Origin of the sequence: Streptomyces griseus subsp. griseus, assembly GCF_003610995.1 — a bacterium.
Taxonomy (GTDB): Bacteria; Actinomycetota; Actinomycetes; order Streptomycetales; family Streptomycetaceae; genus Streptomyces.
In genome coordinates this window covers 5,577,244-5,598,520 of the sequence record NZ_CP032543.1, presented here as the reverse complement: position 1 = coordinate 5,598,520, position 21,277 = coordinate 5,577,244, and the positions used below count along the sequence as shown (strand labels likewise).

At 70.2% G+C, this 21,277-nt stretch carries 21 protein-coding genes and 1 riboswitch; of the genes, 12 read left to right on the top strand and 9 right to left on the bottom strand.

The features are described from left to right. Window positions 1–65 precede the first annotated feature (65 nt). The 3 genes from D6270_RS25410 to D6270_RS25400 are packed head-to-tail and all read left to right on the top strand — an operon-like array spanning window position 66 to window position 2,698. Window positions 66–1,100, top strand: coding sequence for an adenosine deaminase (locus D6270_RS25410; RefSeq protein WP_109163342.1), 1,035 nt, complete (start codon window positions 66–68; stop codon window positions 1,098–1,100). Window positions 1,101–1,122: 22 nt separating this feature from the next. Further along, the gene (locus D6270_RS25405; protein ID WP_109163343.1) at window positions 1,123–1,836 is read left to right on the top strand and encodes a glycerophosphodiester phosphodiesterase; all 714 of its coding nucleotides are present in this window, start codon (window positions 1,123–1,125) and stop codon (window positions 1,834–1,836) included. 10 nt (window positions 1,837–1,846) lie between these two features. Continuing rightward, on the top strand, window positions 1,847–2,698 hold the full coding sequence (locus tag D6270_RS25400) for an SAM-dependent methyltransferase (RefSeq protein ID WP_204117055.1): 852 nt from the start codon (window positions 1,847–1,849) through the stop codon (window positions 2,696–2,698). Window positions 2,699–2,701: 3 nt separating this feature from the next. Here D6270_RS25400 and D6270_RS25395 read toward each other — a convergent pair whose 3' ends face one another. The 3 genes from D6270_RS25395 to D6270_RS25385 all read right to left on the bottom strand — a co-directional run bounded on the left by D6270_RS25395 (window position 2,702) and on the right by D6270_RS25385 (window position 6,073). Then, window positions 2,702–3,241: a hypothetical protein gene (locus tag D6270_RS25395; RefSeq protein WP_109163345.1), complete on the bottom strand. Its 540-nt coding sequence runs from the start codon at window positions 3,239–3,241 to the stop codon at window positions 2,702–2,704. A 54-nt stretch (window positions 3,242–3,295) separates the two neighbouring features. Then, the gene (locus D6270_RS25390; RefSeq protein ID WP_109163346.1) at window positions 3,296–4,459 is read right to left on the bottom strand and encodes a polyamine ABC transporter substrate-binding protein; all 1,164 of its coding nucleotides are present in this window, start codon (window positions 4,457–4,459) and stop codon (window positions 3,296–3,298) included. Window positions 4,460–4,633: 174 nt separating this feature from the next. Then, complete coding sequence (locus D6270_RS25385) at window positions 4,634–6,073, bottom strand: gamma-aminobutyraldehyde dehydrogenase (RefSeq protein ID WP_109163347.1); 1,440 nt, start codon at window positions 6,071–6,073, stop codon at window positions 4,634–4,636. 176 nt (window positions 6,074–6,249) lie between these two features. Between D6270_RS25385 and D6270_RS25380 the strand changes: the two genes are divergently transcribed. The 4 genes from D6270_RS25380 to D6270_RS25365 all read left to right on the top strand — a co-directional run bounded on the left by D6270_RS25380 (window position 6,250) and on the right by D6270_RS25365 (window position 10,205). Next, window positions 6,250–6,741, top strand: coding sequence for an Lrp/AsnC family transcriptional regulator (locus D6270_RS25380; RefSeq protein WP_031124496.1), 492 nt, complete (start codon window positions 6,250–6,252; stop codon window positions 6,739–6,741). Beyond that, window positions 6,726–8,105 (top strand): aspartate aminotransferase family protein, encoded by a 1,380-nt coding sequence (locus tag D6270_RS25375; protein WP_109163348.1) that lies wholly within the window; start codon window positions 6,726–6,728, stop codon window positions 8,103–8,105. The genes D6270_RS25380 and D6270_RS25375 overlap by 16 nt, the downstream gene beginning before the upstream one ends. 217 nt (window positions 8,106–8,322) lie before the next feature. Further along, on the top strand, window positions 8,323–9,063 hold the full coding sequence (locus D6270_RS25370; protein WP_109163349.1) for an ABC transporter ATP-binding protein: 741 nt from the start codon (window positions 8,323–8,325) through the stop codon (window positions 9,061–9,063). Then, window positions 9,045–10,205 (top strand): hypothetical protein, encoded by a 1,161-nt coding sequence (locus D6270_RS25365; protein ID WP_109163350.1) that lies wholly within the window; start codon window positions 9,045–9,047, stop codon window positions 10,203–10,205. Before D6270_RS25370 ends, D6270_RS25365 begins: the two co-directional genes overlap by 19 nt. A 32-nt stretch (window positions 10,206–10,237) precedes the next feature. Here D6270_RS25365 and D6270_RS25360 read toward each other — a convergent pair whose 3' ends face one another. From D6270_RS25360 to D6270_RS25335, 6 genes are all read right to left on the bottom strand, one after another. Further along, complete coding sequence (locus D6270_RS25360) at window positions 10,238–10,693, bottom strand: SRPBCC family protein (RefSeq protein ID WP_109163351.1); 456 nt, start codon at window positions 10,691–10,693, stop codon at window positions 10,238–10,240. A 41-nt stretch (window positions 10,694–10,734) separates the two neighbouring features. After that, the gene (locus D6270_RS25355) at window positions 10,735–11,832 is read right to left on the bottom strand and encodes an ABC transporter ATP-binding protein (protein WP_225976946.1); all 1,098 of its coding nucleotides are present in this window, start codon (window positions 11,830–11,832) and stop codon (window positions 10,735–10,737) included. A gap of 4 nt (window positions 11,833–11,836) precedes the next feature. Further along, a complete protein-coding gene (locus D6270_RS25350) occupies window positions 11,837–13,450 on the bottom strand; it encodes an ABC transporter permease (protein ID WP_109163352.1) in 1,614 nt (537 codons plus the stop codon). Between the two features lie 53 nt (window positions 13,451–13,503). Beyond that, a complete protein-coding gene (locus D6270_RS25345) occupies window positions 13,504–14,604 on the bottom strand; it encodes a thiamine ABC transporter substrate-binding protein (protein ID WP_109163353.1) in 1,101 nt (366 codons plus the stop codon). Between the two features lie 81 nt (window positions 14,605–14,685). Beyond that, window positions 14,686–14,802: riboswitch (TPP riboswitch) on the bottom strand. 66 nt (window positions 14,803–14,868) lie between these two features. Next, window positions 14,869–15,975: a dual-specificity RNA methyltransferase RlmN gene (gene rlmN, locus D6270_RS25340; RefSeq protein WP_030569530.1), complete on the bottom strand. Its 1,107-nt coding sequence runs from the start codon at window positions 15,973–15,975 to the stop codon at window positions 14,869–14,871. Between the two features lie 172 nt (window positions 15,976–16,147). Continuing rightward, the gene (locus D6270_RS25335; protein ID WP_109163354.1) at window positions 16,148–16,969 is read right to left on the bottom strand and encodes a class I SAM-dependent methyltransferase; all 822 of its coding nucleotides are present in this window, start codon (window positions 16,967–16,969) and stop codon (window positions 16,148–16,150) included. Between the two features lie 56 nt (window positions 16,970–17,025). Between D6270_RS25335 and D6270_RS25330 the strand changes: the two genes are divergently transcribed. The 5 genes from D6270_RS25330 to D6270_RS25310 all read left to right on the top strand — a co-directional run bounded on the left by D6270_RS25330 (window position 17,026) and on the right by D6270_RS25310 (window position 21,168). After that, window positions 17,026–17,742 carry a GntR family transcriptional regulator gene (locus D6270_RS25330; protein WP_109163355.1) on the top strand — a complete coding sequence of 239 codons (717 nt, stop codon included), beginning with the start codon at window positions 17,026–17,028 and terminating at the stop codon, window positions 17,740–17,742. Between the two features lie 375 nt (window positions 17,743–18,117). Continuing rightward, entirely contained in the window at window positions 18,118–18,324 is a 207-nt protein-coding gene (locus D6270_RS25325) for a hypothetical protein (RefSeq protein ID WP_109163356.1), read from the top strand. Between the two features lie 770 nt (window positions 18,325–19,094). Beyond that, a complete protein-coding gene (locus D6270_RS25320; RefSeq protein ID WP_109163357.1) occupies window positions 19,095–19,358 on the top strand; it encodes a DUF6284 family protein in 264 nt (87 codons plus the stop codon). Next, complete coding sequence (locus tag D6270_RS25315) at window positions 19,355–20,356, top strand: DUF2637 domain-containing protein (protein ID WP_109163358.1); 1,002 nt, start codon at window positions 19,355–19,357, stop codon at window positions 20,354–20,356. The genes D6270_RS25320 and D6270_RS25315 overlap by 4 nt, the downstream gene beginning before the upstream one ends. Further along, a complete protein-coding gene (locus tag D6270_RS25310) occupies window positions 20,353–21,168 on the top strand; it encodes a phosphoadenosine phosphosulfate reductase (protein WP_109163359.1) in 816 nt (271 codons plus the stop codon). Before D6270_RS25315 ends, D6270_RS25310 begins: the two co-directional genes overlap by 4 nt. Window positions 21,169–21,277 lie beyond the last annotated feature (109 nt).

The window sequence follows — 21,277 nt, the reverse complement described above, 5'->3', positions numbered from 1 at the left end:
GGTGCGGCCGGCCGGACACCCCCTGGGGCCCCGCCGCCGTACACGCCGAACCGGGAGAGAGACACATGACCGATCCGCACCCCTTCATCGCCGGGCTGCCCAAGGCCGAGCTGCACGTCCACCACGTGGGGTCCGCCTCGCCCCGGATCGTCGCCGAACTGGCCGCCCGCCACCCGGACTCCAAGGTGCCGACCGACCCCGAGGCGCTGGCCGACTACTTCACCTTCACCGACTTCGCGCACTTCATCGAGGTCTACCTCTCGGTGGTGGACCTGATCCGCACCCCCGAGGACGTCCGGCTGCTCACCTTCGAGGTGGCCCGGGACATGGCCCGGCAGAACATCCGGTACGCGGAGCTGACCGTGACCCCGTTCAGCTCCACCCGGCGCGGGATCCCGGAGGTGGCCTTCATGGAGGCCATCGAGGACGCCCGCAAGTCCGCCGAGTCCGAGCTGGGCGTCACCCTGCGCTGGTGCTTCGACATCCCCGGCGAGGCCGGGCTCCAGGCCGCCGAGGAGACCGCCCGGCTGGCGGTGGAGCGGCGGCCCGAGGGGCTCGTCTCCTTCGGGCTCGGCGGTCCGGAGATCGGGGTGGCGCGCCCGCAGTTCAAGCCCTACTTCGACCGGGCCATCGCCGAGGGCCTCCACTCGGTGCCGCACGCCGGGGAGACCACCGGACCGCAGACCGTCTGGGACGCGCTCACCGTACTGCGCGCCGAGCGCATCGGCCACGGCACCAGCTCCGTCCAGGACCCGAAGCTGCTGGAGCACCTCGCCGAGCACCGGATCGCCCTGGAGGTCTGCCCGACGTCGAACATCGCCACCCGCGCGGTCACCGACATCGAACTCCACCCGATCCGGGAGATGGTCCAGGCCGGTGTCCTGGTCACCGTCAACAGCGACGACCCGCCGATGTTCGGCACCGACCTGAACAACGAGTACGGTGTGGCCGCCCGGCTGCTGGGCCTCGACGAGCAGGGCATCGCCGACCTCGCGAAGAACGCGGTGGAGGCCTCGTTCCTGGACCCGGCCGGCAAGCGGCGGCTGGCCGAGGAGATCGACACGTACACGGCGAACTGGCTCCGGGGTCCCGCCCGCTGACCCCGGTCGTCACAATGGCCCCATGGCCGACACCACCACCCGCTTCACCGCCGTAGGACACCGCGGCGACCCGTACCGGGCCCGCGAGAACACGCTGCCCTCGATCCGCTCCGCCCTCGACCGGGGGGCGGACGCGGTCGAGATCGACGTACGCGTCACCCGCGACGGGGTGCCCGTCCTCCTCCACGACGCGACGCTGGAGCGGCTGTGGGGCCATGACCGGCGCGTCGACCGGCTGACCCACCAGGAGGTGCTGGAGCTGACCGGCGGCGGGGTGCCGACCCTGGCCGAGGCACTGGACGCCGCCGGGGAGCACCGGTTGATGGTGGACCTGCCCGGCTCCACGGACGCCTCGGTGAAGAAGGTCGTCGGGACGGTCCTGGAGTGCGGGGCGGGCGAGCGGGCGTACTACTGCGCGAACGCGGACGCGATGCTGCGGGTGCGGGCGGCGGACCCGGCCGCCGAGATCGCGCTGACCTGGACGACGCTCGCCCCGCCGCGTCCGGTGCTGCTGGAGGCGGTGAGGCCGCGCTGGCTGAACTACCGCTTCGGGCTGGTCAGCCGCGAACTGGCCGACCGGGCGCACCGGGACGGACTGCTGGTCTCCGCCTGGACGGCCGACACCAGGCGCACGATGCGCCGGCTGATGGAGCGGGGCGTCGACTCGATCACCACCAACCGGATCGACACCCTGCACAAGCTGCGTACCAAATCCCCTGCGCCTAGGGCCTCTTGATCGGTCCGGCATGATGGTCGGTGCCGTATCGCCGGACGGGTACCGAGGAGCAGCAGACGTGAGTGAGCGCCGACCGCAGGCCGCAGCCCCCGACCGGATACGTACAGATGTCGCGCACAACGCCCGGGTCTGGAACTACTGGCTGGGCGGCAAGGACCACTACCCGGTGGACCGGGCGGTGGGCGACCAGGTGACCGGGATGTACCCGAGCATCGGTGAAGTGGCCCGCGCCGACCGGGCGTTCCTCGGCCGGGCGGTGCGGCATCTGGCCGGGGACGTGGGCGTCGACCAGTTCCTGGACATCGGCACCGGCCTGCCGACGGCCGACAACACCCACGAGGTCGCCCAGCACACCGCCCCGCACTCCCGGGTCGTCTATGTCGACAACGATCCGATCGTGCTGGCCCACGCGCGGGCCCTGCTCAGCAGTTCGCTGGAGGGTGCCACCGAGTACGTCGACGCGGACGCGCACCACCCGGAGCGGATCCTGAGGGCGGCCGAACCCACGCTGGATCTGCGGCGGCCGGTCGCGGTGATGATGCTCGGCATCCTCAACTTCGTGCTGGACACGGACGAGGCGCGGTCCGTCGTCCGTACGCTGATGGCGGCCGTGCCCTCCGGCAGCCATCTCGTCCTCACCCATCCGACGCTGGAGCTGGGCGGTGAGGGCAACGAGGCGGCGATGCGCTTCTGGAACGAGAACGCCACCCCGCCGATCACCGCTCGCAGCCGCGAGGAGGTCGCGTCGTTCCTGGACGGGCTGGAGCTGCTGGAGCCGGGGATCGTCTCCTGCTCCCGCTGGCGTACGAACCCGCGGGAGCCGGAGGTGGCGCAGTTCGGGGTGGTGGCCCGGAAGCCGTGAGGCTCAGGCGCTCGCCGGGACGGGAGCCGCCGGGGACGGTGGCTGCTCCAGCAGTTCCAGCCGCTTGATCATGCGGCGGACGATCAGCAGCGGGACGACGCCGAAGACCCCGAAGGACATGTCGATCACGCTCCACCAGAAGGGGATGCCCCGGATCGGGCCGCAGACCAGCGCGAGCGGGATGATCCCGGCGCAGGCGATCATGCCGAACTCGATGACCCAGATGTTGCGGACCGGGTCGCGGTAGGGCCCGTAGAAGGCGACCGCGATGACCAGGTGGGCGAAGGCCAGCCAGTCGGTGCCGTACAGCATGAACGGCTGGTCCCGGTCGATGGTGTCGACCCCTTCACGGACCCGGGTGATCCACTCCATCAGGCCGGGGAGGTGTTCGGGGACCGGGGAGGCAGAGGCCTTCAGCAGCTCCTCGGCCCAGCGGAGTTCGGTGACGAGCGGGAAGGCGGTGAGCCCGCTCAGGACCAGAGAGACGATGAAGAAGACCAACCACCCGCGTATACGCCGTGTGAGGGCGTGTCGCTCGCTCATATCCGCAGCGTATGCCCGCGTTTACGCGCTCTTCAGGCTGCCCCTGGTACGGGCTCACAACCCGACGATGGCGTTCCACTTCTTGGCGAAGCCCGTCCGCTCCTCGGAGGTGATGTCGCGCGCGATGGCGAGCCGTTCGCGCATCGCGTCGTCGGGGAAGATCAGCGGATCCTCGGCGAGCGCGGCCGTCTCCTCGTCCTTCGAGGAGGCGAGGACGTCACGGGCGGCGGGGACCGGGCAGACGTAGTTGACCCAGGTGGCGAGTTCGGCGGCGATCTCGGGGTCGTAGTAGTGGTCCACGAGGCGTTCCGCGTTGCGCTTGTGGCGGGCGAGGTTGGGGATCATCAGCGACTCCGCCCACAGCTCGGCGCCCTCCTCGGGGACGACGAACTCGATGTCCGGGTTGTCCGCCCGGAGCTGGATGACATCGCCGGAGTACGCCTGACAGGCCAGCACATCGCCGGTGGAGAGGTCCTTGATGTAGTCGTTGCCGGTGAAGCGGCGGATGTGCTTGGAGCGGACCCGCTTCTCGACGTGCTCGCACATCGTGTGGAAGTCGTCGGCCGTCCACCGGGTGATGTCGACGCCGTCGCCCTGCATCAGCAGCGCGAACGACTCGTCGAGTCCGGACAGCAGCGTCACCTTGCCGCGAAGATCGCCCGCCCACAGGTCCTGGGTGGAGCGGATCTCGCGGCCGAGCCGCTTCCGGTTGTACGCGATGCCGGTGATCCCGGACTGCCAGGGGACGCTGTGGCGCCGCCCCTCGTCGAACGCGGGCGAACGGAGCTGCGGATCGAGGTACTTGGCCACGTTGGGCTGGTTGGCCCGGTCCATCTCCTGGACCCAGCCCAGCCGGACGAAGCGGGCGGCCATCCAGTCGCTGATGACGATCAGGTCGCGCCCGGTCTCCTGGCGGTTCATCAGGGCCGGGCTGATCTTCCCGAAGAACTCGTCGTTGTCGTTGATCTCCTCGGTGTACGTGACGGAGATCCCGGTCCGTTCGGTGAAGGCGTCCAGGGTGGGCCGCTTCGAGGTGTTCTCGTCGTCGGTGTCGATGTAGAGCGGCCAGTTGGCGAAGTGGAGGCGGTGGTCGGTGGCGGAGCTGTCGCGCCCGGCCCGCTCCCCCGGCTCCACGAAGGCGGCGGGCACCCCGCAGCCGGCCAGGCCGGCCCCGGCCGCCCCCGCCCCGAGGGCGCGCAGCAGGGAACGGCGGGACATGGGGTTCTTCGGGATCACTCGCACCCGCGCAGGATGCCCCTCGGCCACGGCGGCGGGCAATGGACCAAGCGTCCAGCGGGACGGGCCCCTTCCGCACACCCTGTACAGGGCCCGGATACGGGAACGGCCCCGGGCGCGGGGCCCGGGGCCGTATCCGTACGGCGTGCGCGGCGGTCAGTCCTCGATGGACGTCATGACGTGCTTGACGCGGGTGTAGTCCTCGAAGCCGTACGCCGACAGGTCCTTGCCGTAGCCGGACTTCTTGAACCCGCCGTGCGGCATCTCCGCGACCAGCGGGATGTGGGTGTTGATCCACACACAGCCGAAGTCGAGGTTCTTGGACATGCGCATGGCGCGGGAGTGGTTCTGCGTCCAGACCGAGGAGGCGAGCGCGTACTCGACGCCGTTGGCGTACGCGACGGCCTGGTCCTCGTCGGTGAACGACTGGACCGTGATGACCGGCCCGAAGACCTCGTTCTGGATGATCTCGTCGTCCTGCTCGAGGCCGGAGACGACGGTCGGGGCGTAGAAGTAGCCCTTGTCGCCGACCCGGTGGCCGCCCGCCTCGACCTTGGCGTGGGCGGGGAGGCGGTCGATGAAGCCGCTGACCTGCTTGAGCTGGTTGGCGTTGTTGAGCGGTCCGTACGCCACGTCCTCGTCGTCGGGCTGCCCGGTCTTCGTGTCCGCGGCGGCCTTGGCGAGCGCGGTGACGAACTCGTCGTGGATCGACTCGTGGACCAGGACGCGGGTCGCGGCCGTACAGTCCTGGCCCGCGTTGAAGAAGCCCGCCTCCGAGACGCCCGCGACGGTCCTGGCGATGTCGGCGTCCTCGAAGACGACGACGGGCGCCTTGCCGCCCAGCTCCAGGTGGACGCGCTTGACGTCCTTGGCGGCCGACTCGGCGACCTGGATGCCGGCCCGGACCGAACCGGTGATGGAGGCCATCGCCGGGGTCGGGTGCTCCACCATCGCGCGGCCGGTGTCCCGGTCGCCGCACAGGACGTTGAAGACGCCCTTGGGCAGGAACTGGCCCATGATCTCGGCCATCAGCACGGTCGACGCCGGGGTGGTGTCGGACGGCTTGATCACGACGGTGTTGCCCGCGGCGAGCGCCGGGGCGAACTTCCACACGGCCATCATCATCGGGTAGTTCCACGGCGCGACCTGCGCGCATACGCCGACGGGCTCGCGGCGCACGATGGAGGTCAGGCCCTCCATGTACTCGCCGGCCGAGCGGCCCTCCAGGAGACGGGCGGCACCGGCGAAGAAGCGGATCTGGTCCACCATCGGCGGGATCTCTTCGCTGCGGGTGAGCCCGATCGGCTTGCCGGTGTTCTCCGACTCGGCGGCGATCAGGTCCTCCGCGCGCTCCTCGAAGGCGTCCGCGATCTTCAGCAGGGCCTTCTGGCGCTCGGCGGGCGTCGTGTCGCGCCAGGCCGGGAAGGCGGCCGCGGCGGCCTCCATGGCGGCATCGACATCGGCCTGGCCGGAGAGCGGCGAGGTCGCGTAGACCTCTTCCGTCACCGGGCTGACCACATCGATGGTCCGCCCGTCCGCGGCGTCCCGGAACTCCCCGTTGATGTAGTTGCGCAGACGGCGCACCTCGGTGGTCATGACCACCCCTCCTGTCGGCTGTCCGATGGGTGAGATGTCCACCCTAATCGTTCCGGTGACGCTTTCGACATAGGCAACCACCCCTAGCTTCGGATTCAGTCGGTAATGAGCACTCAGTCAACGAATTTCATCGATCTGGGGTTGCGAGACAGACGAGTGCGGTGCAGAGTGGATGCGTGGCAAGTCGCAGCGCAGACTCCAGGACCGGGAACGGATCGCCGCCGGCGGTCGATGCCGTCTCCCTCGCAATCATCGAGCAGCTCCAGGAGGACGGACGCCGTCCGTACGCCGCGATCGGCAAGGCCGTCGGCCTCTCCGAAGCGGCTGTGCGCCAGCGCGTCCAGAAGCTTCTCGACCAGGGCGTGATGCAGATCGTGGCCGTGACGGACCCGCTCACCGTGGGGTTCCGGCGCCAGGCGATGGTCGGCATCAATGTCGAGGGCGACCTCGACCCGGTGGCCGAAGCCCTGTCGGCCATGGCCGAGTGCGAGTACGTGGTGATGACCGCGGGCTCCTTCGACCTGATGGTGGAGATCGTCTGCGAGGACGACGACCACCTGCTGGAGACGATCAACAAACGCATCCGGGCCATTCCCGGCGTGCGCTCCACCGAGAGCTTTGTTTACCTCAAGCTCAAGAAGCAGACCTACATGTGGGGAACCCGATAGCCGTGAGCAAGGACCTCAGCCGAACCGCGTACGACCACCTGTGGATGCACTTCACCCGCATGTCGGACTACGAGAACGCACCCGTTCCCACCATCGTGCGTGGCGAGGGAACCTACATCTTCGACGACCAGGGCAAGCGCTACCTCGACGGCCTCTCCGGCCTGTTCGTGGTCAACGCCGGCCACGGCCGTCACGAGCTCGCCGAGACGGCGTACAAGCAGGGCCAGGAGCTCGCCTTCTTCCCGGTGTGGTCCTACGCCCACCCGAAGGCCGTGGAGCTGGCCGAGCGTCTCGCCGACTACGCCCCGGGCGACCTCAACAAGGTCTTCTTCACCACCGGTGGCGGCGAGGCCGTCGAGACCGCCTGGAAGCTGGCCAAGCAGTACTTCAAGCTCAAGGGCCAGCCGACCAAGTACAAGGTCATCTCGCGTGCCGTCGCCTACCACGGCACCCCGCAGGGCGCCCTGTCCATCACCGGACTCCCGGCGCTCAAGGCCCCCTTCGAGCCGCTGGTGCCCGGCGCGCACAAGGTGCCGAACACCAACATCTACCGCGCCCCGCTCTTCGGCGACGACCCGGTGGCCTTCGGCCGCTGGGCCGCCGACCAGATCGAGCAGGAGATCCTCTTCGAGGGTCCGGAGACCGTCGCCGCGGTCTTCCTGGAGCCCGTGCAGAACGCGGGCGGCTGCTTCCCGCCGCCGCCCGGCTACTTCCAGCGGGTCCGCGAGATCTGCGACAAGTACGACGTGCTGCTCGTATCGGACGAGGTCATCTGCGCCTTCGGCCGCCTCGGCACGATCTTCGCCTGCGACAAGTTCGGTTACGTACCGGACATGATCACCTGCGCGAAGGGCATGACCTCCGGCTACTCCCCGATCGGTGCCTGCATCGTCTCGGACCGGATCGCCGAGCCCTTCTACCAGGGCGGCAACACCTTCCTGCACGGCTACACCTTCGGCGGCCACCCGGTCTCCGCGGCGGTCGGCCTCGCCAACCTGGACATCTTCGAGCGCGAGAACCTCACGCAGCACGTCCTGGACAACGAGAACGCCTTCCTCACCACGCTGCAGAAGCTGCACGATCTGCCGATCGTCGGTGACGTCCGCGGCAACGGCTTCTTCTACGGCATCGAGCTGGTGAAGGACAAGGCCACCAAGGAGACGTTCACCGACGAGGAGACCGAGCGCGTCCTGTACGGCTTCCTCTCCAAGGCGCTGTACGACAACGGCCTGTACTGCCGGGCCGACGACCGCGGCGACCCGGTCGTCCAGCTCGCGCCGCCGCTGATCTCGGACCAGTCGACGTTCGACGAGATCGAGGGCATCCTGCGTGCCGTGCTGACGGAGGCGTGGACGAAGCTCTGACCACCCCCGTGAACGCCGGATGATCATCATTCAGCGGTCATTTCATACGGTCCACCCGGCCCGGATGCGCCCTTTCGAGTGAGAAGGGGAGCGTCCGGGCCGCGTGCTGTCCGTACTCACCGGTCCGACTATCTACGGTGCCCAGTGACCGATCGGCCGCGTCCTCGTTCCCCCGTACGGGGGAACGGGAAAACTCATCCGAACCGAGGTGTACGCCATGGTGGCCCCGCCGGACAACGACGTGATCTGGGCGCGTTCCCTGCACCACTCCCACAACGGATCGCCCGGTCTCGGCGGTGTCTCCGTCTCCGTCCGCGACGCCGAGATCCTGGCTGTGACCGGCCCGCGCGGCAGCGGGAAGACGACCCTGCTGCACTGTCTGTCGGGCCGGCTGGTGCCCGAGCAGGGCGAGGTCTGGTTCAACAGCGTCCCCGTGCACACGATGGCCCCGCGGGTCCGTGAGCGGCTGCGGAGGGAACGGTTCGGCTGGATCGGCGCCGACCCGGAGCTCGTCCCCGAGCTCACCACCTGGGAGAACGCGGCGCTGCCGCTGCTGCTGCGCGGCGCATCGCACCGGGCCGCCAAGAAGGCCGCCACCGAGTGGCTGGAGCGCCTGGACATCGCCCCGCTCGCCAAGAAGCGCCCGCACGCCCTGCTCCAGGCCGAGCGCCAGCGGGTCTCCGTCGCCCGGGCCCTGTGCGCCCGGCCGACGGTGGTCTTCGCCGACGAGCCCACCGCGACCCTGCACCGGGCCGAGCGCTCCCAGCTCCTGCGCACCCTGACCGCCGCGGCCCGCTCGCACGGCATCACGGTGGTCCTGGCCACCCATGACGCCGAGGTCGCCGCCCTCGCCGACCGGACCGTGCCCCTGCTGGACGGCCGCCGCGTCGCCACCGTCGCCCTGCCCGGCGTTCCGGCCGACACGGAGGGCAGCGCGGCGTGCTCGCTCTCCGTCTAGCCCGCGGTACCCACCCCCTCGTCCTGGTCCGGCGGCTCCTCGTGGCCGCCGCCTCCGCCGGTGTCGGCTTCCTGCTCCTCTGCTCCCTGGGGTACGCCGCCGCGCACCCCGCGTCCGCCGGTTCGGTGCTGCGGCTGCTGTGGTGCTTCATCCCGCTGGCCGCCACCGTGCAGTTCGCCGTCGCGGTGGCCCGTACGGACCCGAGCACGCGCCCCCGGCCGGGCCTCTCCTCCGTCGGCCTCGGCCCGGTGCGGCTCTCGGCGCTGGCCGCCGTCTCGACCGCGATCTCCACCACGCTCGGCTCCCTGGTGGCGCTGCTCTTCTTCCTGCATCTGCGGGGCGATCTGACCGGGATGCCGTTCGACGGCGGCGCGGCGGAGTTCCTCGGCGCGGGCACCCCGTTGCCGCTGGCCGCCGCCTTGATGCTGCTGGCCCTCGTACCGGTGGCGTCGACGACGGCGAGCGCGCTCGCGCTGCGGTCCCGGCCCGACCCGGCCCGGGACACCTTCGGCTCCGAGGAACTCCCGGAGCCCGCCCCCGCGCCGAGCGGCCTTCCCTGGGGAGTGGCGCTGGTGGCCGTGGGGCTGGCGGTGGAGGCGTACGCGTCCCGGGAGGGGGCCGGGAGCGCGTTCCCGCTGCCGGGCCGGTTCGAGGCGACCCCGGTCGCGGTGCTGGCGGGGTGGACGCTCACCGCGATCGGCCTGGCCGCGGCCGGTCCCGGGCTGACGTACCTGTGCGGGCGGGCGCTTCAGGCGGTGCGCCCCGGTGGTGCCCGGCTGCTGGCCGGCCGGGTCCTGATGGACGAGGCGCGCCGGATCGGCCGCCCGCTCGGCATCGTCTGCGCTGTGTTCGCCGCGGTGTTCGCCGCCTCGGTGCTGTACGGGGGCGACGAGCGCCCCTGGGGACCGCTCACCGCACTGGGTGCGCTGCTGGTCCTCGGCTGTACGGCGGCGACGCTGCTGACCTCTGCCCTGGAGGCGAAGCAGGCCCGCGCCCACACGACCGAAGCACTGCTGCGGATGGGCGCCCCGGCCTCGGTCCTGCGCACCGCGACCGCACTGCGGGCCGCGGCTCTGCTGGCCCTGTTCGCCCCGCTGACCTGGGTGATCGCAGAACTGGCGGCACTGCCGCTGGCGAAGTAGGCGGCGGGGGCGCGGCTGATGGGGGCAGGGGCTCAGGGGTGGCTGGCGAGGCGGGCGGTCAGGGCGTCGAAGAAGGCCTCCCAGCCGTCCTCGGCCGCCGCGTACTGCTCCGCCGTGAGGTTGCCGCCCCGCTGCTGGAAGGCCAGTTCGGTGGTGGCGTGGCCGAGATCGGTGAAGGTGACCGTGACGGTCTCGCCCTCCGCGTCCTCGGGCGCCGAGCCGTCCTTGAGGGTGAAGACCAGGCCGTCCGGCTCGCACACCTCCCGGTACACCCCGTGGAACGGCATCTCGACGCCCGGCATCACGATGACCAGGCTCCACGCGCCGCCGGGCCGTACGTCCATCGACACCCGGTCCAGCGGGACATCGGCCTCGCCGCCGTACCAGGCCGCGAAGTCCTCAGGTGACGTCCAGGCGGCGAAGACCCGGCGCTGCGGGGCGTGCAGCACACGGGTGAGGTCGATGCCCTGGCGGGTGCCACCGTTCATGGTCCCGGTCCTCGTCTCGTGGTCGCGGTCCCCCGGAGGGGCTATGGCTGCGCCTTCAGCTTGCCCGGCCCGCCGCGTCCTGTCCTGTCGCGCCGGTCGGGGGCTGCCCTGTCGTGCCGGTCCCCCGCCAGCACCACCGTCTCCGCCGCGGCGAAGCGGACGCCGACCACCGCGCCCTCGTCCGGGGTGTCCCGCAGGGCGCACTCGGCCTCCAGCACCGGCGCGTTCTCCGGGGTCAGCCGCACGGTCACGTGGTTGCCGCGGAACGTGCGTACGCCGACCGTGCAGCGCAGGCCGTCCTTCTCCGCGCCGATCAGTACCCCGGCGGGGCGGACCAGGAGGTCGGCCTCGCCCTGGGGGGAGCCCTCGGGGACCGGGACCTTGCCCCAGGCGGTGGCGGCGGCCTGGCCGGTGACCGTCGCCGGGGTCACGTTGTCGAAGCCGAGGAAGCGGGCGACGAACGCGGAGGCGGGGCTCTGCCAGACGTCCAGGGGGCTGCCCTCCTGAGCGATCCGGCCGTCCCGCATCACGACGACCCGGTCGGCGAGCGCGAACGCCTCGCCCTGGTCGTGGGTGACGGCGAGCACCGTCGTACCCAGCTCCTGGAAGAGGGTGCGCAGCTCGATGACGAGGCGTTCGCGCAGGCTGCGGTCCAGCTGGCCGAGGGGTTCGTCCAGCATGAGGAGCTTGGGGCTCGGGGCGAGGGCACGGGCGAGGGCGACGCGCTGCTGTTCGCCGCCGGAGAGGGCGGCGACGGCTCGGCGTTCGGCGCCGGGCAGGCCGACCAGGTCGAGGAGCTCGCTGACCCGGCGCTCGGACTCCGCTCGCCCGGTGCCGCGCATCCGCAGCCCGAAGGCGACGTTGGCGCCGACATCGCGGTGCGGGAAGAGCTGGTGGTCCTGGAACATCAGGCCGAGGCCGCGCCGGTGGACCGGGACGCCGCGCTGGTCCCGGCCGGCCAGCAGCACCCGGCCGCCGTCCATGGGCTGGAGCCCGGCGACGGCCCTCAGCAGGGTGGACTTCCCACTGCCGCTGGGGCCGAGCAGGCAGACGATGCGGTGGTCGGCGACCTCCAGGTCGACCGCGTCGAGGGCCGTCCGCTCCCCGAACCGGACGGTGGCGGCTTGCAGGCTCAGCATGGCGTCAGAACTCCCCGGATCGGTCGGTACGGATGCGTTCGAGGAGCAGCAGCGAGGCCGCGCACACCAGCATCAGGATCGTGCTGAGGGCCATCGCCTGCCCGTAGTTGAGCTCCCCGGACCGGCCCAGCAGCCGGGCGACCGCGACCGGCAGGGTCGGGTTGTCGGGCCGGGCGATGAAGACAGTGGCGCCGAACTCCCCGAGCGACACGGCGAACGCGAATCCCGCCGCGACGAGCACCGCACGCCGGACCAGCGGCAGATCGACCTCGCGCCAGGCCCGCAGCGGGGACGCGCCCAGCACGGCGGCGGCCTCGCGCAGCCGGTCGTCCACCGCCCGGAGCACGGGGAGCATGGTTCGTACGACGAAGGGAACGCCGACCAGCGCCTGGGCCAGCGGGACCAGGATCCAGGAGGTCCGCAGGTCCAGCGGCGGCTTGTCGAGGGTGATGAGGAAGCCGAAACCGACGGTGACGGCCGAGACTCCGAGCGGCAGCATCAGCAGTGCGTCGAAGCCGCGTACGAGCCGCCCCGCCCGCCGGGTCAGGGCGGCCGCCGCGAGTCCGCCGACGGCCAGGGCGATGAGGGTGGCGACGAACGCGTACCGGAGGGAGTTGCCGACCGCCTCCAGCGGCGGTACGAGGAAGGTGGAGCCGGTGCCGCCGGCCGACTGAAGGGCCTCGTAGTAGCCGAGGCCATAACCCTCCGGTCCGTCGAACGACCGCTCCACCAGCACGCCGAGTGGCAGCAGGATGAGCAGCAGCGCGGTGAGCAGCACCCCGCCGAGCAGCGCCCACTGTCCGGCGCCGTGCGGGCGGCGGGAGGTCCGCGCCGGGTCGACGAGCTTCAGCGCGCGCTCCCGGCGGCGTACGGTCACGGCGTGCAGGGCGAGGATCGCGCCGACCGCCACGAACTGCACCAGGGTCAGCACGGCGGCCGTCGGCAGGTCGAGGAGCTGGGCGGTCTGGCGGTAGACCTCCACCTCCAGGGTGGAGTAGGCGGGGCCGCCGAGGATCTGCACGACACCGAACGAGGTGAACGTGAAGAGGAAGACCATCAGCGCGGCGGCTGCCACCGCCGGGCCGAGCGCGGGCAGCGTCACCCGCCGCCAGGCGGCGAACCGTCCGGCGCCCAGCACCCGGGCGGCCTCCTCCTGGCGCGGGTCCAGCTGGGACCAGAGCCCGCCGACCGTCCGTACGACCACCGCGTAGTTGAAGAAGACGTGCGCGAGCAGGATCGCCCACACGGTGGTGTCCAGCCGTACGCCCCACAGCTCGTCGAGGAAGCCACCGCGCCCGAGCAGTGCCAGGAACGCGGTGCCGACGACGACGGTGGGCAGCACGAACGGCACGGTGACGACCGCCCGCAGCACCTGCTTGCCCGGAAAGTCGAAGCGGGCGAAGACGTACGCGCCGGGCAGGGCGATCAACAGGGTGAGCGCGGTGGAGGCGAGGGCCTGCCAGGTGGTGAACCAGAGGACGTCGAGGATGTCCGGGCGGGACAGTACGTCGCCGATCCGCCCGAACTGCCAGACGCCGTCCGTCCTCAGCCCGCGTCCGACGATGGAGGCGACGGGGTAGGCGAAGAGGACGGCGAAGAACGCGACGGGCACGGCCATCAGGCCGAGCCGTACCGCCGCTCCGCGCCGCCCGCTTCCTCCGGTGGGACCGGCTACTTCACGACGAGCGAGTGCCACGACCGGACCCACTGCTCACGGTTGGCGGCGATCTTCTCCGGGGCCACCGTCGCCGGCTTGTCGACGCTCTCGCCGAACTCGGTGAAGACCTCCGGCAGCTTCGCGTCCTTCACGACCGGGTTCACGAACATGTTCAGCGGCACGTCCTCCTGGAACGTCTTGCTGATCAGGAAGTCCAGCAGCGCCTTGCCGCCCGCCTCGTTCTTCGCGCCCTTCAGCAGCCCGGCGTACTCGGTCTGCCGGAAGCAGGTCCCGGTGGAGACGCCGGTGGGGGCCTCCTCGGGCTGCGGGTCGGCGTAGAGGACCTCGACGGGAGGGCTGGAGGCGTAGCTGACGACGAGCGGCCGGTCCGCCTTGGCCTTCCTGCCGCCCGCGGAGCCCGAGAACTCCTCGTTGTAGGCCTGCTCCCAGCCGTCGACGACCTTGACGCCGTTGGCCTTGAGCTTCTTCCAGTACGCCTCGTAGCCGTCCTCGCCCTGGGTGGCGACGGTGCCGAGCAGGAAGCCGAGGCCGGGCGAGGAGGTGGCCGCGTTCTCGGTGACGAGGAGGTTCCTGTACGCGGGCTTCAGCAGGTCCTCGAAGGTCTGCGGCGGCGCGAGCTTCTTGTCGGCGAAGAACTTCTTGTCGTAGTTGACGCAGATGTCACCGGTGTCGACGGGCGTCACGCGGTGCCGGCCGTCCTGCTCGGTGCCTGCCAGGACCCGGTCCAGGCCCTTGGCCTCGTACGCGGTGAAGAGGCCGTTGTCGAGGGCGCGGGAGAGCAGGGTGTTGTCGACGCCGAAGAAGACGTCGCCGCGCGGGGAGCCCTTGGTCAGGATCTCCTGGTTGAGCGCGGCACCGGCGTCGCCGCTCTTGAGGAGCTGGACGGTGTAGCCGCTCTCCTCGGTGAACTGCTTCAGCACGTCTTCCGAGGCGTTGAAGGAGTCGTGGGTGACCAGGGTGACGGTCTTGGAGCCGCTGCCCTTGGACGCACCGGATCCGGCCGAGGCGTCGTCGGAGCCGCCGCAGCCCGCGAGGACGGTGACGCCGAGCACCGCGGCGAGCGCGGTCGACGCGTACTTCTTGGTGGTGTTCATGTGATTCCTCCTGGAGGTGACCAGGAAGAGACGCGGCCCCGCCCACGACCGGACGTACCGGAAGCGGGCAGGGCGCAACAGCTTGAGTAAGGTCCGAACTTCCTACCCGGAATGACCCGGGCGAGGTTCAGAGGGTCTGCGGCCAACCTGTCCTCGGTGCCGCACTCTCAGCGCTGTGGCGCTCCCCTGTCGGAATATGAAGTTGATTTCGCGCCCAGGCTACACCGGCGGTTTCCGGCCGGTACGGGTGAGGCCGTCGGCCCCTCAGCGCTCGGAGGCCGCCAGCTGCCCGCAGGCCCCGTCGATCTCCTGGCCGCGGGTGTCCCGGACGGTGACGGGCACGCCGTGGGCCGCGATGGCTTCGACGAACGCCTTCTCGTCCTCGGGGCGCGAGGCGGTCCACTTGGAGCCGGGCGTCGGGTTCAGCGGGATCAGGTTGACGTGGACCCGCTTGCCCTTGAGCAGCCGGCCGAGGAGGTCACCGCGCCAGGCCTGGTCGTTGATGTCCCGGATGAGGGCGTACTCGATGGAGATGCGGCGGCCGGACTTCTCCGCGTACTCCCACGCGGCGTCCAGCACCTCGCGGACGTTCCACCGGGTGTTGACGGGGACGAGGGTGTCGCGCAGCTCGTCGTCCGGGGCGTGCAGCGAGACCGCGAGGCGGCACTTGAAGCCCTCGTCGGAGAAGCGCAGCATCGCCGGGACGAGCCCGACGGTGGAGACGGTGATCCCGCGCTGGGAGAGACCGAGGCCGTCCGGCTCGGGGTCGGTGAGGCGGCGGATCGCGCCGACGACACGGTTGTAGTTGGCGAGCGGCTCGCCCATGCCCATGAAGACGATGTTGGAGAGCCGGGCCGGACCGCCGGGGACCTCGCCGTCGCGCAGGGCGCGCATGCCGTCGACGATCTGGTGGACGATCTCGGCGGTCGACAGGTTGCGGTCGAGGCCGGCCTGGCCGGTGGCGCAGAACGGGCAGTTCATCCCGCAGCCGGCCTGGGAGGAGATGCACATCGTGACGCGCTCGGGGTAGCGCATCAGGACGGACTCGACGAGCGTCCCGTCGTGCAGCTTCCACAGCGTCTTACGGGTGGTGTCGTCGTCACAGCTGATGTGGCGGACCACGGACATCAGGTCGGGGAACAGCGCCTCGGCGAGCTTCTCCCGGGACCCGGCGGGGATGTTGGTCCACTGCTCCGGGTCGTGCGCGTACCGCGCGAAGTAGTGCTGCGAGAGCTGCTGGGCGCGGAACGGCTTCTCGCCGGTCGCGGCGACCGCTTCCTTGCGCTCGGCGGGCGTGAGGTCGGCGAGGTGCCGCGGGGGCTTCTTGGCTCCGCGGGGCGCGACGAAAGTGAGTTCTCCGGGCTTAGGCATGGTTCATCCAGTGTCGCAGACACGCCGAGGTGCCCCGGGGCGTCGCCCAGCTCAGCGGCGACCCGGGCGGGCCGGTACCGGTCGTTGATGGTGGTTGTGGGTCGTCGTTGGCTGCCCCTCGACGGCCCACAGACGGCCCGGCCCCACGGCCCCCGTCCGCAGGTCAGGACCGTCAGCCAGCGCTGCCGGCCGGGACGGTACCCACGGCCAAGAGGTGCGAGCTGGCGGCGAGCAGTTCCGGGTACGGCTCTGCCATACGGGCCGCGTCCATGGCCGAGGCGATCAGCTCATCCGTGGGACCGTCGCCCGGCTGCTGCTCTGCCGCCTTCACCAGCGACCAGGCCGGGCCCTCGATGCCGAAGACCTGCACGTTCTTCAGCCCGGAGGCGGCCAACTCCATCACCAGCTCTTCGGCCCGGTGGAAGTACGACAGGGTGAACCCCCGCGATCCGTCGTAAACCGCCGTCTCCAGAATCTTGGAGACGGAGTTGTGAATCCGCTCGGTGTGCAGGTGGGCGTACGTGACGTGCTCGAAGAGCGACGCATAGCGATTGATCGCGGCGGCGGCGACCAGTCCGCCGGGCTTGGCCACGCGGGAGGCTTCCGCCAGCGCCCGTTGCCGGTCGGCCGGGTCGGGCAGGTGGTAGAGCGGCCCGAGGAGCTGCACAACGTCGAATGTGTCATCCGGCTCGGGCAGGTCGCGCGCGTCACCGACCACCGCCGGGCACACCACCGACGCGGCCTCAACGTGACGGGGCACAGGATCCACCAAAGCGACGTCGTAGCCGTCTTTCACCAGCCATTCAGCGTGAATCCCAGTCCCCCCGCCCACGTCGAGCACGCGCGCCGGCGCGGGGGGCAGAAAGCGTCGGAGGAGTTCCTGAGTTCTGACCAGTTCCATCCGTCCGTCTGCCGAGCTGCGCAGGCGGCTGTCCTCGTTGACCGTCTCGCCATAGAACCGCATCACGGAGGGAGCCAATTCGAGATTCGACATGGTCGCAGTATCGTGTGTACCGGTGGACCAGTCCAGCGCAGGAAATAGGGGAAGCCATGGCAGTCCTGAAGTACGAAGAGATCGCAGAGTTCCTGCGCGCCCGCATCGCCGCTGGTGAGATTGCCCCCGGGGCCACAATCCCGTCGGGCCGCGAGCTGGCCGAGCAGTGGGATGTGTCACGAGCCACCGCCATCAAGGCCGTCGATGTGCTGCGAAACGATGGCGTGGTCGTGGCCAAGCAGGGAACCGGGTTCGTCGTCACCGAGACGCCTGTTGCACGCCCCGCCGGGGCTCGCCGTGCGGGGTCGGCGCGCATCCTGGGAGGGATGCCGTTCCTGCGCGTCGGTGAGCCTGATTGGGCGGAACCCCCCGCCCGCGTCGCCACCGCTCTCGGCCTCACCCCCGGGACGACGGCGCTTCGGCGCGTTCGGGTCCTCCAGCTCCCGGACGGAACGCCGAACAGTTGCGTTGAGGCGTGGTTCCCTCCGGAGGTCGCGGAGGTGTCGCCGCGTCTTACCGACACTCACCCGATCGCCGAAGGCACGACGCGCTACATCCGGCGCCAGACCGGGCGGGCTCCGGCCGAAGGCGTGGACGTCACCACTGTGCGTGGCGCGTCAGAGACGGAGGCTGAACGCTTGGGGGTGCCGCAGGGCACACCGGTAGCCGTGCTGCTGCACACGGCGTACGACGAACAAGGGAAGCCGCTGGTCTGCGAGGAGGGCGTCACACCCTCCTCGCTCTTCGAGCAGGTGGACACCTACGCCATGTAGGCCCTGCTCGCCCGAAGCTACGAGGAAGTGACAAGTAAACCTCTGCGCTCAGAGTGAGGCTCGGGTAGCGGGCAGGACGGGGCCGGGAGACCAGAGCCTCCCCCGCCGTCGGATGTGATCTGCGCCACCACAATGAAGCGAAGGAAGGATCTCAAGGGATCTCAAAGGATCTCAAGGGATCTCAAGGGCACTGAGCCGAGTAGTGCGGCGGACACAACTTGCCGATGAGCGTCGGGTTTTGGCACACCCAGCACGTAGACTCAACGGAACGCAAAGAGAGCCCGTACTCCGACCTCGGTTTGCGGCCATTCAGTCGGAAGGGCTCTCCGCGCGGGATCCCATCAAGCGGCATGACATGAAAGGAACTCCGGTGTCATGAAGACTAACCCGAATGACGGCGGCAAGTACAGCGTTGCCCTGAACGGTGTGTTCAGCCGCACCATGCGCTACCTGCAGGTTTCCCTGAAGAGGGCTGAACAGCGCCCCTTCGATCTGGGGTACGAAGCCCTCCGCGGGGCGGCCTACAAAGCAGGAGGGAGCCTGGCCACCGTAGTGATCACATGGGTGGCCACCCGCCGCTGACCACCTGAGCACAGCGCTCCGGCCCGCCGCAGACCACGCGGCGGGCCGCAGTTGTTGCACTCCGCCTAGGCAACACCTGGATCACCGTTTCGCCCGGCAAGCCGTTGTGGTGCTTACGCCCGCAACTCCGTGAGCACTAGGCCACCTAGGCTCGAAACGCGCAAGCGAGGCGACTGGACCGGTCCACCGGTCCAAATTATTTTCACCGCCGAAAACACCTCCCCACCTGCACCTCCCCCCACGGTCGAGCAGTGACACGCACACCCATCGCTTGACTGGACCGGTCCACCGGTCCAGTCTCTTGTTGTGGCTATCGCTCGCCCCGGAAGCTCCGGAGAGGGCCAATTCCGTCACGCCAAAACTCAACAGCGTGATCCACCGCAGCACGGCGGCCGTGACCGTTCCGGGCGAGGCGAGTGGAGACCAGTCGGCCGAGAAGGGGCCCCCGTCACACCGGGGCCCAACACCCCAGATGGGGGGACACGCCACCGACTCGAAAGAACCGCTACGGCACACCTTGAAGCTGCCACCTCAGACGTCCGGGACTTCGGATCTCCCCAGACCGAGCAGCGCCGAGCGAACACGAGAGCCGAAGCACCAGCGCTCACGGTGCCCGGCATCCCCACCCGCCCTACCGGCGGAGTGATGGTGCCGGGTTGCCGTGGTCGCTCGTAGTCCACGAACGACTTTCACCTAGACGGCGTGAGGCCCCGGTGGGCAAACACCGGGGCCTCTCTGGGCCGTCGCACCTGCTAGGGAGAACACGACCCATGAAGAGCATCGCAGCACTTCAGGCCGTTGTTACGGCCACCCCGTTCGACGGTGAGCCGTCGGACGCCGAGCTGGACGCTATCGAGACCGAGATGCCGCTGATCCTGGCGGAGGTGGCTCTCCTCGACGTGCAGATCATGACCATCGACCGCACGCCGACCGAGCTGGACGAGCGGCGTATCCGGCGGGCCCGCCGGCGGGTGCTGGCCGCTCGCCGGGACCTGATCAACCGGGCCGCGACGGTGGCCGGTGGTGCGGCGTGAACAGTGTTCAGATCCGTTCAGCAGAGAAGGCCCTGTCGGTCGGGACGTGGCTGATCGTGGGCGGGGCGATGCTGTTCTCCATCCTCACGGTCACGCCGTTGATGGAGCGGCACAGCCCGAAGGGGTGGGAGTGGACGGCCCCGATCCTGCCGCTCGTCGTGGACGCGGCGGTCGTCATCGTGGTCCGCCTGGATGCCGTGCTGGCCGCGCTGGGCGGGCACGGTGGCCGGTGGCCCATCGCCCTGCGGTGGATGACCGGAGCCATGACCCTGGCCCTGAACGTGGCCGACTCCGCACTGAAGAAGGACCTGGTCGGTGCCGCTGTCCACGCGGTCGCACCGCTCCTGCTGATCGTCACCGCAGAGACCGGACTCGCCTACCGGCGGGCCATCACCGCCGCCCAGAGCGCCCGTGAAGCCCAGCTCAAGGCCGAGCGCGCCGAGCGCGAGCGGGCCGCCACCGAGCGGCGTGAGGCGCAGGAGCGGCGGGCTCGTGAGGAGCGGGAGCACGCGGCCATGTTGGCGCGTGAACAGCGTGAGCATGAAGCGCTGATCGCCCGTGAACAGACCGCCCGCGAGGACGCGGCCCGGCGTGAGGAGCGCGAGCGGGCGGAGGCACGGGAGCGGGCGGAGCGTGAGGCCCGTGAACGCCGTGAGCAGATGCGTGAACAGCAGCAGGCCGAGCGTGAACGCCTTGAACGCGAGGCCGCTCAGCGCCGTGAGTTGGAGGCTCGGGAGCGTGAGGCTCGTGAGCGCCGTGAGCGCGACCGTGAACAGCAGCGGGCCGAGCGTGAACGGCAGGAACTGTTGTCCGCCGGGCCTGCTGTGGAGAAGCAGGGCGAGGAGCGGGCGCGGGCCACGGTCCGGGCCGCGTTCGGCGCCGGGCTGTCCATCCGGCAGGCCGCCGAGCTGTGCGGCTGGTCCACCGGCTGGGTCACCGCCCGCTACCAGGAACACCGCGACGGCACCGGGCTCGTCCTGGAAGGAGCGTCCTCATGACGGCTTCGATCCGTTCCATCAGCTACGGCGGGGGCGTCCAGTCCACTGCCCTGTTGGTTCTGGCCGCGCAGGGGCGGATCGACTTCCGTACGTTCCTGATGGCCAACGTCGGCGACGACAGTGAGCATCCGGGGACTCTGCGGTACCTGGAGGAGTACGCCCGCCCGTTCGCGGCCGAGCACGGTATCGAGCTGGCGGTGCTGGACCGGGTGATGGTCCGCAGCGGTGAGACCCGCACGCTGTACGGGCAGCTCACCAAGGAAGGCAGCCGGTCCCTTGCGATCCCGGTGCGCATGTCCAACGGGGCCCCCGGGACGCGTAGCTGCACGGCCGATTTCAAGATCAAGGTGATCGGCCGTGAGTTGAAGCGCCGGGGCGCCACCAAGGAGGCCCCGGCGACGGTCGGGATCGGGATCAGCCTGGATGAGATCCACCGGGCCAACAAGCGCCGCTGCGAACCGCACGAAGAGATCGTCTACCCGCTCCTCGAACTCGGTCTGCGGCGCATCGACTGCGCCCGCATCATCCGGGAAGCGGGCCTGCCTGTCCCGCCGAAGTCCTCGTGCTGGTTCTGCCCGTTTCACCGGCCCGAGACCTGGCACGACATGCGCCGCAACGAACCCGACCTGTTCGAGAAGTCCTGCCAGCTCGAAGAACTCCTCAACCAGCGTCGCGACACGTTGGGCAAGGACCACGTCTACCTCACCCGGTTCGGCCGGCCACTGCGCCAGGCCATCCCGGACGGGGTCGATGTACTGCCTGGCTTCGAAGACACCGACGGGCTGTGCGACTCCGGCTGGTGCATGACATGACCCCCGAACAACTCGCCATTACCTACCTGTTCCGCGCCCCACCGACCAGATCGGAGAAGGCAATGAACCACCGCCCCAGTCCCGCCTTACAGGTCCCCCCGGGCTGGCC

Coding starts and splice junctions, on each gene's coding strand:
- D6270_RS25385 (WP_109163347.1), bottom strand. CDS start 6,073: ATGACCACCGAGGTGCGCCGTCTGCGCAACTACATCAACGGGGAGTTC.
- D6270_RS25345 (WP_109163353.1), bottom strand. CDS start 14,604: ATGAACACCACCAAGAAGTACGCGTCGACCGCGCTCGCCGCGGTGCTC.
- rlmN (WP_030569530.1), bottom strand. CDS start 15,975: ATGCCTAAGCCCGGAGAACTCACTTTCGTCGCGCCCCGCGGAGCCAAG.
- D6270_RS25370 (WP_109163349.1), top strand. CDS start 8,323: ATGGTGGCCCCGCCGGACAACGACGTGATCTGGGCGCGTTCCCTGCAC.
- D6270_RS25395 (WP_109163345.1), bottom strand. CDS start 3,241: ATGAGCGAGCGACACGCCCTCACACGGCGTATACGCGGGTGGTTGGTC.
- D6270_RS25400 (WP_204117055.1), top strand. CDS start 1,847: ATGATGGTCGGTGCCGTATCGCCGGACGGGTACCGAGGAGCAGCAGAC.
- D6270_RS25350 (WP_109163352.1), bottom strand. CDS start 13,450: ATGGCCGTGCCCGTCGCGTTCTTCGCCGTCCTCTTCGCCTACCCCGTC.
- D6270_RS25310 (WP_109163359.1), top strand. CDS start 20,353: ATGACGGCTTCGATCCGTTCCATCAGCTACGGCGGGGGCGTCCAGTCC.
- D6270_RS25360 (WP_109163351.1), bottom strand. CDS start 10,693: ATGAACGGTGGCACCCGCCAGGGCATCGACCTCACCCGTGTGCTGCAC.
- D6270_RS25320 (WP_109163357.1), top strand. CDS start 19,095: ATGAAGAGCATCGCAGCACTTCAGGCCGTTGTTACGGCCACCCCGTTC.
- D6270_RS25335 (WP_109163354.1), bottom strand. CDS start 16,969: ATGTCGAATCTCGAATTGGCTCCCTCCGTGATGCGGTTCTATGGCGAG.
- D6270_RS25410 (WP_109163342.1), top strand. CDS start 66: ATGACCGATCCGCACCCCTTCATCGCCGGGCTGCCCAAGGCCGAGCTG.
- D6270_RS25330 (WP_109163355.1), top strand. CDS start 17,026: ATGGCAGTCCTGAAGTACGAAGAGATCGCAGAGTTCCTGCGCGCCCGC.
- D6270_RS25390 (WP_109163346.1), bottom strand. CDS start 4,459: ATGTCCCGCCGTTCCCTGCTGCGCGCCCTCGGGGCGGGGGCGGCCGGG.
- D6270_RS25355 (WP_225976946.1), bottom strand. CDS start 11,832: ATGCTGAGCCTGCAAGCCGCCACCGTCCGGTTCGGGGAGCGGACGGCC.
- D6270_RS25405 (WP_109163343.1), top strand. CDS start 1,123: ATGGCCGACACCACCACCCGCTTCACCGCCGTAGGACACCGCGGCGAC.
- D6270_RS25325 (WP_109163356.1), top strand. CDS start 18,118: ATGAAGACTAACCCGAATGACGGCGGCAAGTACAGCGTTGCCCTGAAC.